The following is a 15,209-nucleotide window of genomic DNA, read 5'->3' as shown; positions in this document are numbered from 1 at the left end:
TCAGCTTTCCGGCGGGGCGCCGCCCGCCTCTGTTCGGCGTGCGATGTAGTCGTGCAGCGCGCCGAGGCGGGCGTGATCGACTGCCGGGCGCACATCGGCATCCAGGATTGCCTGCCACACATCCGTGGCCCGCGCGCTGGCATCGCGCGCGCCACGCTCGGTCCAGGTGCCGAAATTGGCGTAGTCATGCACGATAGGCTCGTAAAACTCGGTGTTGTAACGGTCCATCGTCTGCGGCGCGGCAAAGAAATGGCCCGAAGGGTCAACCGCGCTGAGCGCGCTGTCATACCCGATCTCATCCTCCCCCGCCTGCGCGCCCGCGCAGAGCTCGGCCACCATGTTGAGCACTTCGCAATCGGTGACGATCTTTTCGTACGATACGCTCAGCCCCCCTTCCAGCCAGCCCGCCGAATGGATCACCACCGTGGCCCCTGCCATCAGACAACCCCACAGGCCCATCTGGTTTTCATTGGCCGCCTGCACATCGTTGAGGTTCGATGCCGAGCCCGCCGCCGAGCGCCACGGAAGCCCGATGTGCCGCGCCAATTGCCCCGCCGCCAGCGATGCCTGAAAATGCCCCGGCGTGCCGAAGGCGGGCGCGCCCGATTTCATATCGACGTTCGAGGTGAACGTGCCGTAGCAGACCGGCGCGCCGGGGCGTGTTAGCTGCGTCAGGGTGATCGCGGCAAGCGCCTCTGCGTGGCTCAGCGTAATCGCACCAGCCACCGTGATCGGCGCCATCGCCCCCATCAGCGTAAAGGGCGTGACGATGCTCAGCTGACCCGCCTTGGCAAAATCGATCAACCCCTGCGCCATGGGGACATCCAGCGTGCGCGGGCTATTGGTGTTGATTATCGTATAAGTGTGGGGGTGGGCGGCGAATTCCGCGTCCGACACCCCGCGAAAATCGCGCATCATCTCGAAACATTCGGTCACCTGCGGCGTGCCGCGCGCAAAGATAAAGGGGAACTTGTCGGTCAGCGTCAGCTGCGCCTCGGTGGTGAAATAGTGGCGCAGATGCGGGGGTACATCCTGCGGCTCAACCGAGGGGCTCATCATCTGGAAAACATCAAAGTGATGGGCGAGGGTCGTGTATTCGCGGTAATCGCGCGCCGAACCGGGCCGCCGCCCGCGTTTGAGATCGGTCGCATGGGGTGCCCCCGCACCCGGTTGAAAGACCAGACTGCCCAGTTCCAGCGTCACGTCCTTGGCCCGCCGCCCGGCCCGCCCGGTGATCGAGGTGGGCGCCGTGGCAATCGCTGCAGCGACCATGTCGCGCCCGATGAAAACCATGTCCTCCACCACGCGCGCTCCCGCACGGCGAAAAATCTCGACCGCCTCGCGCAGCAGCACGCGCATCCCCAATTCTTCGAGGGTGCGCAGCGCGGTGTCGTGCATTGCCGCGATACGATCCTCGGGGAACACGGCCATCGGCGGGAAGGGGTTGCGCAGATTGTGGTAATCCACCGCGCGGCTGGGCGGTGGCCCGGCGCCCCTGCCCCGGCGGCGGCTCACGCCCGCATCGCCGTGCCGTCGGGGTCGTAAGGCGAGGGCGCGATGACCTTTGCGGCCCGCTCGACCCCCACCACATGCACGCGCAGATCAGTGCCCTCGCCCGCGTGATCGGCATCGACCAGTGCCATTGCCAGCGATTTGCCTATGGTATGCCCGTAGCCGCCCGAGGTGACAAAGCCGACCTTTTGCCCTTCCGCCCAGATCGGCTCGTACCCGCTGGCGTCGGCACCGTCGGCGTCGACCTCCAGCGTGACTTGCACGCGCGCGGGGCCGTTACCGTCCCGCTCAGCCAGCGCCGCGTCGCGCCCGGTAAAGCCTTCGCGGTCCCAATCGATCCAGCGGTCCATCGCGGTCATGCCCGCGGTGTAGCCTTGGGTGAATTCCGCCGACCAGATGCCAAAGCTTTTTTCCAGCCGCAGGCTCAGCAGCGCGTTGAACCCGAACTCGATGATCGCGTCATCCGCCCCCGCCGCCAGCAGGGCGCGCCGCAACATCGCGTGATCGCCCATGCGGCAATGGATTTCGTACCCCAGCTCGCCCGTGACGCTCAGCCGCCCGACGCGGCAGCGCATCAGGCCGATGTCGAAATCCGCGCATCCCATGAAGGGCAGCGTCGCCGCATCCGCGTTCAGCCGCTCCATCACCGCGCGCGATTTGGGACCGGAGAGGGAGAACCCCGCCATCTCCTCCCCCAGATCGCGGACGCTCACACCGTCGCCCATGTGATCCTCGAACCAGCGCATGTGCCAGCGGCGCAGGTAATAGCTGCCCATCAGCCACCACGTCCCGTCCCCCCAGTTGAACAGCGTCAAATCGCCCTTGAGCCGCGCGTCCTCTCCCAGCATCACAGCCAATCGCGCGCGTCCCGGTTTTGGCAGCTTGGTCGCGAGGATCGATCGCAGCCACTCCTCAGCCCCCTCGCCCGAAATCTCGAACCGCGAGAAGCCCGTGATGTCCAACAGCCCCACACCCTCGCGCACCGCCTTGCATTCGCGCGCCACGATATCAAACGCGTTGGAGCGTTTGAGCGAGGGTGTCTCCGCAAACCCCTCGGGCGCAAAATACAGTGGTACTTCCAGATCCCAGCTTTGCGCCCACTGACAGCCCTTGGCGGTCATGTCCGCATAGGCGGGCGCGGTTTTGAGCGGGCGCCCTGCGGGGAGTTGCTCATTCGGATAGGTCATCACAAACCGGCGCGAGTAAAACTGCCCGGTGGTTTCCTTGATGTACTGCTTGTTCTCCGCCCAGATGCCGTAGCGCGCCACATCCATGCCGTAGACATCCGCCTCAGGCTCCCCGTGGATCATCCATTCGGCGAGCGATTTGCCCACGCCGCCCCCTTGCAGGAACCCGGCCATCACCGCGCAGGCCGACCAATAGCCGCGCTTGCCCGGCACCGGCCCCACCAGCGGATTGCCATCGGGCGAAAAGGTGAAGGCACCGTTCACCCATGTCTTGACGCCCACGTCCTGCAAGGCGGGATAGCGGTTAAAGCCCAGCGTCAGCTCATGCTCGATCCGGTCGGGGTCTTCCTGTTGCAGCTCGAACCCGTATTCCCAGGGCGCGCCGTCCATCATCCAGTGCTGGTGATCGACCTCGTAAATGCCCAGAAGCACGCCCTTCTGGTCCTGCCGCAGGTAGGTGAACCCTTCGAGATCCACGGTCATCGGCACTTCGAAATCCAGCTTTTCCAGCGCCGGGATCGTGTCGGAGATGAGGTAGTGATGGTTGAGCGGGCTCACGGGGAGTTCGATCCCTGCCATGCGGCCGACCTGCTTGGCCCACAGCCCCGCCGCGTTGACGACATGCTCACAGGTCACGGTGCCCTTTTCGGTCACGACCTCCCAGCCCTCAAGGGTCTGGTTCAACTCCAGCACGCGGTTATGCTCGATCACCTCCGCGCCGCGTTTCTTGGCCGCACCCGCGTAAGCGTGGACCGTACCGGTTGTGTCGATATACCCCTCCCGGTCGGCCCACATGCCGCCCAACAGACCGTCGCCCGACATGATCGGGTTTAGCGCGACAGCCTCTTCGACCGTGACCAGACGGCAATCCTCGATCCCGATGGATTGGAACGTGCGGTAGGCCGATTGCAGCCATTCCCAGCGATCCGGCGTGCCCGCCATCGTCAGACCGCCGGTCATGTGCAGGCCGATGTTCTGACCGCTCTCTTCCTCGATCTCGCTCAGCAGGTCGATGGTATAGGCCTGTAGCTGTGCGATATTGGGATCGGCGTTCAGCGCATGGATGCCCCCCGCCGCGTGCCAGCTGCTGCCCGCCGTCAGGATGGAGCGTTCGATCAGGCAGACGTCGGTCCACCCGCCCTTGGCCAGATGGTACAGCACAGAGGTGCCGACAACGCCGCCCCCGATCACGACAACACGGTAGTGCGATTTCATGGCGGGACTCCTTGGGTCTTGGCGCAATTGAACAGTAGTGTCCAATACTCTGACCAGCAATGGACACTCCTGTCTATCCCTTTTGCGATACCTACCCGTTATAATCGCGCAGCGCTCGCCCCAGCCGGTCCAGCCCGTGATCGAGGTTCACCGATGCGCCCCCGCCTACGCCCAACCGAATATGTCCGGGCTGATCGTAACTCGACCCCGGTAGCGCAAAGGTTCGATAAGGATCGCCCAGCAGAAACCGCGCAAAGGCATCGCTGTCGATCCCCTCGGGCAATCGGCCCAGTCCGATCAGCCCGGCCTGTGGCGCGACCCAGCTCAAGCCCTCTTGCGCGTGCACCCACGCATCAAGATGGCGCAGGTTTGCACGCCCCTCGCGCCGCGCCTTGTCCAGCGCGGGGGTGTAGCGGTCGGGGCGCAGGGCGATTTCGGCAATGACCTCTCCCATGATATTCATGATTTCAGAGGCATTTTCGCGCAGGATCACCGCGTCACGCATGAGGCCCGCATCGCGGCAGATAATCCAGCCGGTGCGCAACCCTTGCAGCCCCAACGCCTTGCTCACCGATCCCGTGGTGATGCCGCGCGCGTACATCCCGGCGACGCTTGGCGCGCGCGGCGCCGCCCATTCCAACCCGGCGTAGACCTCATCGACCAGCAGCCACGCGCCGACCCGGTCAGCAATCTGCACGACTTCTTCGAGGGTGGCGCGGTCCATCAGATTGCCGGTCGGGTTGTTGGGGTTGGTGAGAAAGATCAGCTTGGTCCGCTCCGTCACGGCATCGCGTAGCGCGTCCAGCGGAAGCGCCCACGCATCGGCCTCGCGGCGCTCCACACGGGTGATCTTGACGCCCTTGGCCTTGGCGATCACCTCTGCCTGTGGCCAGCCGGGAGTTTCAATCACAATGTCATCGCCCGGATGAAGCAGCTGCATCAGGACGAGATAATTCGCCTCCGCCGCCCCCGCGGTGATAAGTACGTCCGACGGATCGAGCGAAAGCCCCGCCTGCCCCAGCACATGCGCCTTCAGCTCCGGCAAACCGCTGAAATCACGGTTGTTCCAATCCAGTGCCATGTCGGGATCCAGATCGTCCAGAAAATCACCAAGCTTTGGCGGCTCGGCCAGAGAGAAGCCAACGATGGCCTCCGGCGCCGCGTCGACCGTTTCCAGCAGGTATTGAAACAAGGTGTGGATCTTGACTTTCATGGTGCGCTCCCGATGCTCACCGCATGAAAGAGCAAACGCTTCTCAAGGGCAAACCGGTATCCTTCGCGATCCTCGATTACGGGCTGTTCGAGGTGCATAGCGGGCCCCGCACCATCGGTATCTGTGGCGCACTGGTCAGCACCGACGCAGGCGAGCATGTGCTGATCGACACGGGCTTTCCGCCCAAATACATCGCCGACTCCGAGGCGGCGACGCGTGAGGATGGGCTGGGCAGCTTTGGCCGTGTGCTGTCGCTGACGCCCGCCAACAGCGTGGATGCGCAGCTGGCGTTGCTGGGTCTTGCCCGCAATGACATTACCCTGATGATCCAGAGCCATACGCACATTGATCATCTGGGCGAAATGGGCGGCTTTCCCGGCGTACCGATCCTGATCGCTGCGGCAGAGCGCGCCCTTCCCCGCCCACTTTATTGGACTGGCGGCCAGCCGATGGCATGGCCCGAGGCCGAGTATATCGAGATCGTGCAGGATACGCGCATCGCACCGGGCTTCGATGTGCTGCTCTGTCCCGGTCACGCGCCCGGACAGCTCGCATTCGCGCTTGATCTCCCACAGACCGGCGCGCTGATCTTCACGTCGGACGCCATCAGCCGCGCCTCGGAGATTGACGAGGGGTTTGCAGGCTCTTGGGACGTGCCGCTGGCAATCCACCACGGCGCGCGGCTCATGACGCTGGCACGGGAACAGGGCGCACGGGTGATCTATGGACACTCCCCCGAAGAGTGGCCCACCCTGAGAAAAGCACCACGGACGTTCGACTAATCGAATTTTTCGAAAAATTCGGACCGGAATTTTCGAAAAATTCCGCTTCCCCGCACAGGCCTTGTGCACAACAGCCCCTTCCGCTCTGGCCTTCCCGTGGTATCCTCCTCTCCATTGCAGGAGGCCCCCATATGAGCTGGAACCCCACCCATACCCCCGAATGCCCAGACGCCGGTGCTGACGCGCTCGAAACCCTGATCATCCCGCGCGCTCGCGATCTGGGCGGGTTCGAGGTGCGCCGCGCGCTGCCTGCGCCCGAGCGGCAGATGGTCGGGCCGTTCATCTTTTTCGACCAGATGGGCCCGGCCGAGTTCATCACCGACGGCGGTATCGACGTGCGCCCCCATCCGCACATCGGGCTGGGCACCGTCACCTATCTTTACCAAGGCGAATTCGAGCATCGCGACAGCCTAGGCACGCACCAGATGATCTATCCCGGTGAGGTCAACTGGATGACCGCCGGCCGCGGCGTCACCCATTCGGAGCGGACCTCTCCCGATACCCGCGCCACCCGGCACAGCCTTTTTGGTATCCAGACCTGGATCGCCCTGCCCGAGCACGCCGAGGAAATGGCCCCGACTTCGAGCACCACAAGGAAGCCGCCCTGCCCGTGATCACGGATACAGGCGTCGAGGCGCGACTGATCCTCGGCGACGCCTACGGGGAGACAAGCCCCGTCACCACCCAGTCAGAAACCTTCTATCTCGACGTCACCCTCGCCCCAAGTGCGTCCTTTCCTCTGCCCGACAACCACGAAGATCGCGGCATCTACGTCACCGAAGGCAGCATCGACGTCGCGGGCCAGACCCATGAAAAAGGCCGCATGATGATCTTTCGCCCCGGTGATCGCATCACCGCCACAGCGGGTGCGCAAGGCGCGCGCCTGATGCTGCTGGGGGGCGCCACGATGAACGAGGATCGCTATATTTGGTGGAATTTCGTCTCATCCTCGAAGGACCGCATCGAAGAGGCGAAAGAGGCCTGGAAAACCGGCGACTGGGAAGGGGGACCGTTCAAGCTGCCTCCCGGCGACACCGATGAGCATATCCCCATCGGCGATGAACTGGACCGCACAAAGCCGCGTCGCGCAAAGCCCCGACCGTAGCTAAGGTGCGTCGCCTCGGACGGCGTCGCACAGCAAAGGCAAAATCGCCACGCGGGGGTCAGCGCACGTCGCGACCCTGATTGAGAATGATCACGTTCCCGCTCGACACATCACCGGCGGGTCCAATCAGAAAGCCGACCCAAGCGGCAATCTCGGCCGGTTGCATCGCACGCCCGTGGGGCATCTGCGCGATAGCCTTTGCCAGCACCTCTTCACTGACCACGCCGAACAGCGGCGTTTCGGTCATTGCCGGCGCGATGGAGTTTACCGCAATCTTGTCGGTCGCATAGCGCCGCGCCAGATCTTTTGTCAGCGTATCAAGCGCGGCTTTGCTTGCGCGGTAGTGCGGCGGATCGAACGCGTCGAAATTATACGCGCCGTTCGACGAGATGTTCACGATCTTGCGCACGCCCTCGCGTCTCTCCATCAGCTTGATCGCCGCCTGACAGCAGTGGAACGCACCGGAGAAATTAAGCGCCATCTGCCGCTCGAATTCCGCCACGGGGATGTTAGGGAATTCAGACATGAAGCAGGTGCCCGCATTGTTGACCAGCGCGTCGACGCCCCCATGCAAATCAGCGATCCGGGCAAACGCGTCGGCAATTGCGTCGGGGTCCGTCAGATCGGTCTGCAACCCGGTGAAGCCCGGCTCTGCCGACAAATCCGCCAACCCTTGCGCATCCACATCCAGACCGACGACCTGCATCCCGTCCGCCAGCAGCCGCGCCACGATGGCGCGGCCCATGCCACCGGCCGCTCCCGTTACAACCGCGATCTTCGTCATTGCACTTGCCCCTTGCTTGCTCTCTCATCGCCACTGAACCCCCAATCGCCCGCAGGCACAACCGAAACGGAGCCGCCATGCCTCCCCGCCCCGCTCGCCGCATCACCGATAGCGCGCCCAAGGATTTTGGTATGTTCGCCCGCGCGCTGGGGCGCGAGGGGTTGATCCACCTTGAGCTTGGCATGCCTGCCGAGGATACGCCGCAACATATCAAGGACGCGACCGTGGCCGCCCTGCAAGCGGGTGACGTGCATTATTCGGACCTCGCAGGCAACGCCGATCTGCGGGCCGCCCTCGCTACCCGCATGCCGATGCCAATGCACGCGGACGAGATCATCGTGACCAACGGGCTGACGCATGCGAGCTTTGCCGCCTTCATGGCCTTTGTCGATGCGGGGGACGAGGTGATCCTGCTCGCTCCCTACTACCCGCAGCACATCGGCAAGGTAGAGCTTGCAGGCGGGCGGGTGGTCATCGCTCCGCTCGACGCCGCGAATGGCTTTGCCCTGAACGCAGATCTGATCGCGCCCCATCTCACCGATCGCACCAAGGCGATCGCGCTGGTGAACCCCTGCAACCCGACGGGCCGCGTTTATACGCGGGCAGAGCTGCAGGACCTCGCGGATCTGGCTATCGCGCATGATCTGATGATATTCAGCGACGAGGTCTATGCCGATATTACCTACGATGGCGCGACCCACATCCCGATTGCCTCCCTGCCGGGGATGAAGAACCGCACGATCACAATGGGTGCGTTTACCAAAGCCTTCGCGATGGACGGCTGGAGGCTGGGCTGGATCGCCGCAGATGCGTCCCTGATCCCGGCGCTGGCAAAGATCACCACCAGCGAGGTGACCCACGTCAACACCTTCATCCAACACGGCGCCCTCGCTGCCCTGCAGGGGCCTGCCGATGTCCTTGCGGGGATGGTCGCCCGCGATGCGGCGCGACGTGATCTGGTGGTCGGGCGGCTGAACCAGATGCCGGGGCTGCACTGCGCCCCGGTCGAGGGCGCGATCTATGCCTTTCCGGACATTTCCGCGACAGGGCTCAGCGCGCAGGACTGCGCCATCCGGCTGATGGACGAGGCGGGTGTCGTTGTCGAGGCAGGCAGTTTTTATGGGGCGCCGGGCGAAGGACATCTGCGGGTCTGTTTCGGCGCCGCAGATATGGAAACGTTGAGCGATGCGATGGACCGCATGCAACGCTTTTTCAACGCGCTTTGATCTGCTGGAGGTAACGATTTCTTTCAAAGAAATCGGCCGGAATTTTTGAAAAATTCCGATCCCCGGTCGCTAGCCAAGCACCTCGAAAAGCCGCTCAACATCCGGCAATTCCGTCACGATCCCCGGCGATAGGCGCAAAATCTGGCCGCGCGCGTCGGTATAGATCTCGTGGGTGCGCAGCCGATCCACCAAGGCTGGCGCATCCACCTCGCCCCCAAGCCGCAGCATAACGGATCCGCCCCGCGCCTCCGCCGCCAGCGGGGAGGCCAGCGTCATTCCCGCTGCCTGCGCCTGCGCGATAATCTGCGCGGTCAGCCTGCGGTTATGCGCCACGACCCCTTCCGCGCCTGCGTGCCAGCGCAATGCGGGCACCGAGCCTACACAGGCCATCACCGATGGCGTCCCATGATCAAACCGCCGCGCATCGGGCGCATAGGCAAACCCGTCCAGATCCCAGGCAAAGGGATTTTCCTGACTGAACCAGCCGCGCAGCTCCGGCGTCGTCTCGGCGATCAAATCCCCGTTCATCTGCACAATCCCCGCGCCCGGCGTCCCGCAGAGCCATTTCAGCGAGGTCGATACGCAAAAATCCACCGGCGTTTCGCGCAGCGAGAACGGCACGATCCCGATCCCCTGTGTCAAATCCACCCCGACAAGTGACCCACGGACCTGCCCGTGTGCCAAAAGCCGCGCCAGATCGGGCCGGTGCGAGGCGGTCGAGGTGACAAAGGTCACCAGCGCCAGGCTCACATCCGCCCCCAGGCATCAATGAAATCATCGTCAGTGACCCAATGGGCGCCGTCGCGCAAAGGGACTGTCTCTAACGTGAACCCGATCCGATCCGCGAGCCCCGCCAACAGAAAATGCAGCGAAGGAAAGCAGTCCGCCGCGATTAACACGCGCGTGCCACGTAACCGCGACGCCAGCCCGCCGATCACCGAATACAGCGCCGCCGTTACGTTGTCGGCCGAGGTCAGCGTGCCCTCGGGGGCGTCGATCAGCGCGCGCCAGAGATCGAGAAACTCTTGGCGCGCGCCAAGCATCCTGGGCCATTGCGCGTCATCCTCCGCGCCCCAAACCTGCGCAAATCTACCCAGAGCATCGGTCATCTGCACGGCCTTGCCGGGGTATTGGCCGATGGAGTGATAAAGGAAATAGCCGCTCAAGTCTTTGCCTCCCGCGTGACGGAAATCGGGGGCAATTGCCGCCCCGCAACGTCCTGAGCCACCGTATCGAAGTTGAACCAGAACCGCTCTGCCCCGGTATCGCGGCAGCGCACGGCGCCGGGCAGATCGAGCGTTTGAAGTCCTGCGTCGCACGCCACATCACGTAGCAGGCGCCGCATCGCAGCTTCGTCGGGCCACCCGGCCAGATAGCGCAGATTATTCGCAGCCATCACGGCGGGCCAGCCATCGGCGCAACGCTCGGTCACCGTGGCACCGCCGTCCAGCAATTCGCGATACCCTGTAAAGGCGCCGCCACCCTCCAGCGCTTCGGGGCAATCGGAACGCAGGGATTCCGCCGCCGTGACGTGCAGATCGAGCCCGGCAAACGCCGGTGGAAGGGGCACGGGGATGCTGAATTCACTGTCCCGCGCGGCACTGCGCGGCCCCAGCACAATCTGCGCCTCCGCGCGTATCAAAGCTTCTTTCAACGCCGCGGACATATGCATCATCCCTGGCACCAACACCACTGCATAGCCCGCAAAATCACACGTGTCCGGCGCGAGAATGTCTACCGATAGGCCCAAACCGCGCAGCCCGCGATAGACATCGAACACCAATTGAAAATAGCTCAGCCCCGCCCCGTGCGGCTGTACGTCCCACGCCCAGGCCGCGTCGTAATCAAACATCAGCCCAACGGGTGCTTGCGTTGGGGTGAGTGCGCCCAGCGTTTTCAGCTCCTGTGCGACTTCCGCAGCCTCCGCCAGTCCGGGGGCCGCGACACTATCCGGGCGCAGAAGCCCGGCGTGCATCTGCTCTTGCGCAAAAGGCGCCTGCCGCCAGCGGAAGTAACACACCGCCTCGGCCCCGTGGGCAAAGGCTTCCCATGTCCAGAGGCGGACCATTCCGGGCAGCGGTGCGGGATTGTGCGGCGCCCAGTTCACCGGGCCGGGCTGTTGTTCCATCACCCACCAGCGCCCGCGCCCGACAGCGCGGTACAGATCATGGTGAAACGCCTGAAAATCCGGATCCCCCGTACGCGCGAACCGCGCCTGATGCGCGGCGCCAAAACCCGCGCGGTCCTCCAGAAAGCCCAGCGGATAGCTGTCCCAGCTGGCAATCTCCAGATCGGCACCTGTTGCAAAATGGTCAAACGCGGTTTCGCGCCCCATGTAATTATGCGCGATCGGGGCGTCGGTATAGTCGCGAATGATCTCCACCTGCATGCGGTTGAACCGCACCACCTGGTCCGAACTGAAGCGCCGGAATGCAAGGCTATGGGCCGGATTAGGCTCCGTAACCGTCAGGTTTGGCAGTCCGATCTGATCAAAATCGTCGTAGTCCATCGACCAGAAGACATTGCCCCAAGCGGCATTCAGGGCGTCGATGTCACCCGCATTCCCACCGCCCGGAAACCGCGCGCGCAGCCATTCACGAAACGCGTCACGCGCCGCGTCAGAATAGCTGAGCACCGTGTCGTGGCAGCCGTATTCATTGTCGGTCTGCCAGGCCGCCACATGGGGATTGGCACCATAACGTTCGGCCACCACGCGCGTGATCCGGGCGGCCTTGTCAAAAAACCCCGGATGGCTAAAGCAATAGTGCCGCCGCGAGCCGTAGCCGCGCGGCCGCCCTTCGGCATCACGGGCCAACATGTCGGGATGTTTTGCCAGAACCCAAGCGGGGGCGTCGCCGTGGGCGTTCCCAGAACGACGCGCAGCCCCGCTGCGCCAAGCACCGCAATTGCGTCATCGAGCCAGCCAAAATCAAACCGCCCCTCTTCGGGCTCAATCCGCTTCCACGCGAACTCACCGATCCGCACCCACGTGAGACCCGCAGCGGCCATCCGTGCGGCATCCTCCGCCCAAACCGCGCGGTCCCATTGTTCGGGGTAGTAACACACGCCCAGCGAGCGCGAGGTCATAGGATCACCCGATGCTCACGCAGGCCGGTGGCTTGCGTCTCCAAGACAAAGGTCTTGCCTTCGTCGGGGCCTTCGAGATCCACGGCAGCGGTTGTGACAAAAAGGGTGCGCAGATCCGGCCCGCCAAAGGCCGGACAGCTCGCCTGTTGCGCAGGCACGCTCACCGCACCCAGAAAATCGCCCTGCGGACTATAGCGCGCAACCCGCGAGGCGCCCCATTGCGCAACCCAAATACACCCTTCGGTATCGATGACTGCACCGTCAGGGTTCAATCCCTCTGCCCGCGTATCGATGTACACCTCTGCCTCCCCCGTAGGCCAGCCCGCGTCATCGAGCGGCTGACGCATGATTTGTCGGCTGTGGGTATCGGTATAGCAGGCCGAGCGCCCGTCGGGCGCAAAACAGATCGCGTTCGAGACAGTGATACGATCGAACAATCGCTCTACCGTCCCCCGGTAGTAGCGGTAGATGGCGCCCGCGAATGTTTCGCTCTGTTTGCCCATCGTGCCAATCCAGAACCCCCAAAAGGATCCGCCCGCCCGTCGTTTGAGCGTGTCACGGGATTGTCGGCGTCGAGCGCGCAGACGTGGCGCCGTTCCTCCGTCTCAAGATCGTAGGTAAACAGCTGGGTCTCGGAGGCGATGAGCAGGCGGTCGTGATCAACCCAGCCAGCCGCACTCACGTGTTCATCAAACTGGCGCACACGCCCCTCGCCATGCAGTCGCATGCCAAGAATATCGAACCAGAAAAGTGATCCGCGCTCGGGATGCCACAGCGGCCCCTCCCCCAACGCGCATTGCGTGGCGTCGAAAATCTGCGCGCTCACACGGCCACCAGCGCGTCGAACGCCGAGACGATGGCGGCGGCACGCTTACCGACTTCCTCAGCGTCAAATCCCGCTTGATAAAGACCGCTTCCGATCCCGAAGCCGGTTGCCCCTGCCGCGATCCAGTCGGCGAAATTATCCGGTGCGGCCCCACCCACGGCAAAGGTCTGCGTTCCCTGCGGCAACACTGCCATCATCGCCTTGAGCCCCGCCTCGCCGACCAGATTGCCGGGAAAGAACTTCAGACCATCCGCGCCGTGGCGCAAGGCGGTGAACGCCTCAGTCGGGGTCAGCACACCGGGAAAGCTTTGCAGCCCCGCCGCCTTGGTCGCGTCGATAACGGCCGGATTGCAATCGGGCGATACGATCAGTTGCCCGCCAGCCCCGGCCACGCCTGCAACGTCATCGGGCGTCAAGACCGTGCCCGCACCGATCAGGGCACGGTCACCTGAATGCTTCACCAAACGCGCGATACTGTCGAGCGGATCGGGAGAGTTCAGCGGCACCTCGATGGAGGTGATCCCGGCGGCCATAATGGCGTCGGCGATCTGTGTCACCTCATCGGGGCGCACACCACGCAGAATGGCGATCAGGGGCGGGACATGGTTCAGGTCTCCTGTTGCAGAGCGTCAAAGGCAGCGGCGAGGCCGCGCAGGGTCAGATCGGCGGCGTCGGTCCTCTCCGCCGTGACCCCTTGCGCGTTCAAAGCGGTGGCGTAGCGCGCCGTCAAGGCATCGCTGCCGATCAACGCGACCCGCTGACCCAGCCAGTAGGGCCGCGCGGCGGCCAGTTCGTGACCGATCAGCATGCCGGACAGGCGCGCACGTGCCGTTGCGGGCTCCAGCGTGGCCACCAGCCCCTCGGCCCGCAGCGCAAAGAGCGCACCGGCAACCCATTCGGGCCGCGACATTGCATCGCCAAGAGCCTCAAGGAAAGCCGCCGCGTCAACGGTATCCGCACCACCGCTCAACGAATGACGCAACACCGACTGACGACTGAGCAAGGCGTACAGCTCTCCGGTCATGAAGGTGCGAAAACTCACGACCTCACCCGCGCTGATCTGCGCCCATTTGGCGTGGGTGCCGGGCAGGCAAAGCACGCCATCCCAATCTGGATGGGCGGCAATAAAGCCCGCGATCTGCGTTTCCTCCCCGCGCATCACATCCGCCGGATTGGTCTGCGACATCCCCGGCAGGATGCGGACATCGAGGCGGGGATCGCGCGTCGGCGCCACGATTGCCGTTCCCGAAGGGCGCGCAGGCACGGGGACATAGGGTGCTTCGATCCAGCCCTGACGCGCGCCGACCATACCGCAACATATCACGGGAGTTTTCCCATCCGCACGCAAATGCGGCTCTATCAACTGTAGTAGCGCCGCTTCAAAGGCATCGGGGGTCAAGCTGCCCATGCCCTGTGCACTGCTGAGTGTTTCCGCTACGGCGCCCCCGCCATCACGTAGGCGCGCAAGTGGGTCGTGCCCCAATCGACGGCGATCCAATCGGTCATCGCGCGCTGACCACACCGCCGTCGACAACCATCAATTGCCCGGTCATCATGCGGCTGGTATCGGAGGCGAGGAACAGCGTGGCGCCCACAACGTCTTCGGGCGCCAGCGTTTCCTTGAGGCACTGCTTGGCCAGATGCGCCTCAAGCGCCTCTTCGGTCACCCACATCTCGCGCTGCTTTTGCGTCATCACCCACCCCGGAGCCAGCGCGTTCACGCGGATTTTTTCAGGGCCAAATTCGCGCGCAAGGCTGTGCGTCATCGCCGTGATCCCGCCGTTTGCCGTGGTGTAGGAGGCATAGCCTGCCTGCCCCATCATATAGCTGATAGACGAGAAATTCACGATCACGCCACCGCGCCCGCGCATCGCCGCGGCGGCGGCCTGACAGGCAAAGAAGTAAGCCTTGAGATTGATCGCCTGCGACCAGTCCCAGAACCCTTCGTCTACCTCAAGCGCGTCGTGACGTTTGTCGTTCGCCGCGTTGTTGACCAGCACATCGAGCGGCCCCAACTCTGTCCCGGTGTGCGCAATCGCGGCCTTTAGCGCGTGCATGTCAGTGATGTCACACGCAACAAACAGCGGGCGTGTGCCGTGCTTGCCTTCCATCTCGTCACAAAAGGCCGATGCATCGGACCGCTGCACAAAGCCCACCTTGGCCCCCTGCGCCAGGAACCCATCGGTCAGCGCCGCCCCGATACCCGAGCCACCACCCGTGATAAAGACGGTCTTGCCCCTGAGGTCGTGAAATGTCGCGGTCATGTCAGTCT

At 63.9% G+C, this 15,209-nt stretch carries 11 protein-coding genes and 4 pseudogenes; 3 read left to right on the top strand and 12 right to left on the bottom strand.

The genetic code is table 11. The annotated features are described in order from the left end of the window. From KDD17_RS17095 to KDD17_RS17085, 3 genes are all read right to left on the bottom strand, one after another. Positions 1-1,515, bottom strand: coding sequence for a trimethylamine methyltransferase family protein (locus KDD17_RS17095; RefSeq protein ID WP_212706400.1), 1,515 nt, complete (start codon positions 1,513-1,515; stop codon positions 1-3). Further along, on the bottom strand, positions 1,512-3,914 hold the full coding sequence (locus KDD17_RS17090) for a GcvT family protein (RefSeq protein WP_212706399.1): 2,403 nt from the start codon (positions 3,912-3,914) through the stop codon (positions 1,512-1,514). Before KDD17_RS17090 ends, KDD17_RS17095 begins: the two co-directional genes overlap by 4 nt. Before the next feature lie 91 nt (positions 3,915-4,005). Then, positions 4,006-5,127 (bottom strand): aminotransferase class I/II-fold pyridoxal phosphate-dependent enzyme, encoded by a 1,122-nt coding sequence (locus KDD17_RS17085; RefSeq protein WP_212706398.1) that lies wholly within the window; start codon positions 5,125-5,127, stop codon positions 4,006-4,008. Positions 5,128-5,150: 23 nt separating this feature from the next. Between KDD17_RS17085 and KDD17_RS17080 the strand changes: the two genes are divergently transcribed. Next, positions 5,151-5,909, top strand: a complete 759-nt coding sequence (locus KDD17_RS17080) for an MBL fold metallo-hydrolase (protein WP_212706397.1) — start codon at positions 5,151-5,153, stop codon at positions 5,907-5,909. 131 nt (positions 5,910-6,040) lie between these two features. Next, positions 6,041-7,014: pseudogene (locus KDD17_RS17075) on the top strand (pirin family protein). Between the two features lie 58 nt (positions 7,015-7,072). Here the strand turns inward: KDD17_RS17075 and KDD17_RS17070 are convergent. After that, complete coding sequence (locus tag KDD17_RS17070) at positions 7,073-7,798, bottom strand: SDR family NAD(P)-dependent oxidoreductase (RefSeq protein ID WP_212706396.1); 726 nt, start codon at positions 7,796-7,798, stop codon at positions 7,073-7,075. A 77-nt stretch (positions 7,799-7,875) separates the two neighbouring features. On the opposite strand from KDD17_RS17070, the gene KDD17_RS17065 reads away from it, so the two are divergent. Beyond that, the gene (locus KDD17_RS17065; protein WP_212706395.1) at positions 7,876-9,024 is read left to right on the top strand and encodes a pyridoxal phosphate-dependent aminotransferase; all 1,149 of its coding nucleotides are present in this window, start codon (positions 7,876-7,878) and stop codon (positions 9,022-9,024) included. Positions 9,025-9,093: 69 nt separating this feature from the next. Here KDD17_RS17065 and KDD17_RS17060 read toward each other — a convergent pair whose 3' ends face one another. The 8 genes and pseudogenes from KDD17_RS17060 to KDD17_RS17035 all read right to left on the bottom strand — a co-directional run bounded on the left by KDD17_RS17060 (position 9,094) and on the right by KDD17_RS17035 (position 15,201). Continuing rightward, a complete protein-coding gene (locus KDD17_RS17060; protein WP_254796988.1) occupies positions 9,094-9,774 on the bottom strand; it encodes an aminotransferase class V-fold PLP-dependent enzyme in 681 nt (226 codons plus the stop codon). Then, the gene (locus KDD17_RS18965) at positions 9,771-10,190 is read right to left on the bottom strand and encodes a hypothetical protein (protein WP_254796987.1); all 420 of its coding nucleotides are present in this window, start codon (positions 10,188-10,190) and stop codon (positions 9,771-9,773) included. Before KDD17_RS18965 ends, KDD17_RS17060 begins: the two co-directional genes overlap by 4 nt. Further along, the gene (locus tag KDD17_RS18960; RefSeq protein WP_254796994.1) at positions 10,187-10,876 is read right to left on the bottom strand and encodes a beta-galactosidase trimerization domain-containing protein; all 690 of its coding nucleotides are present in this window, start codon (positions 10,874-10,876) and stop codon (positions 10,187-10,189) included. The genes KDD17_RS18965 and KDD17_RS18960 overlap by 4 nt, the downstream gene beginning before the upstream one ends. Positions 10,877-10,972: 96 nt before the next feature. Further along, a pseudogene (locus tag KDD17_RS18955) lies at positions 10,973-12,033 on the bottom strand (beta-galactosidase); the annotation flags it as partial. A gap of 74 nt (positions 12,034-12,107) precedes the next feature. Then, positions 12,108-12,937: pseudogene (locus tag KDD17_RS17050) on the bottom strand (SMP-30/gluconolactonase/LRE family protein). After that, entirely contained in the window at positions 12,934-13,509 is a 576-nt protein-coding gene (locus KDD17_RS17045) for a 2-dehydro-3-deoxy-6-phosphogalactonate aldolase (protein ID WP_254796986.1), read from the bottom strand. The pseudogene KDD17_RS17050 and the gene KDD17_RS17045 overlap by 4 nt, the downstream one beginning before the upstream one ends. A gap of 35 nt (positions 13,510-13,544) precedes the next feature. Beyond that, positions 13,545-14,443 (bottom strand): annotated as a pseudogene (locus KDD17_RS17040) (2-dehydro-3-deoxygalactonokinase). Continuing rightward, a complete protein-coding gene (locus KDD17_RS17035) occupies positions 14,440-15,201 on the bottom strand; it encodes an SDR family NAD(P)-dependent oxidoreductase (protein ID WP_212706394.1) in 762 nt (253 codons plus the stop codon). The pseudogene KDD17_RS17040 and the gene KDD17_RS17035 overlap by 4 nt, the downstream one beginning before the upstream one ends. Positions 15,202-15,209 lie beyond the last annotated feature (8 nt).

It is taken from the genome of Sulfitobacter albidus (assembly GCF_018200035.1).
In the GTDB taxonomy this organism is placed as follows: domain Bacteria; phylum Pseudomonadota; class Alphaproteobacteria; order Rhodobacterales; family Rhodobacteraceae; genus Sulfitobacter; species Sulfitobacter albidus.
Note: the sequence above shows the minus strand (reverse complement) of the source record. Positions and strands in the feature narration are given on the sequence as shown.

Bases quoted from the DNA above. Each gene is read 5' to 3' on its own strand.
- KDD17_RS17090 (WP_212706399.1), bottom strand. From the start codon at position 3,914: ATGAAATCGCACTACCGTGTTGTCGTGATCGGGGGCGGCGTTGTCGGC.
- KDD17_RS17085 (WP_212706398.1), bottom strand. From the start codon at position 5,127: ATGAAAGTCAAGATCCACACCTTGTTTCAATACCTGCTGGAAACGGTC.
- KDD17_RS17080 (WP_212706397.1), top strand. From the start codon at position 5,151: ATGAAAGAGCAAACGCTTCTCAAGGGCAAACCGGTATCCTTCGCGATC.
- KDD17_RS17070 (WP_212706396.1), bottom strand. From the start codon at position 7,798: ATGACGAAGATCGCGGTTGTAACGGGAGCGGCCGGTGGCATGGGCCGC.
- KDD17_RS17065 (WP_212706395.1), top strand. From the start codon at position 7,876: ATGCCTCCCCGCCCCGCTCGCCGCATCACCGATAGCGCGCCCAAGGAT.
- KDD17_RS18960 (WP_254796994.1), bottom strand. From the start codon at position 10,876: ATGTTTGATTACGACGCGGCCTGGGCGTGGGACGTACAGCCGCACGGG.
- KDD17_RS17035 (WP_212706394.1), bottom strand. From the start codon at position 15,201: ATGACCGCGACATTTCACGACCTCAGGGGCAAGACCGTCTTTATCACG.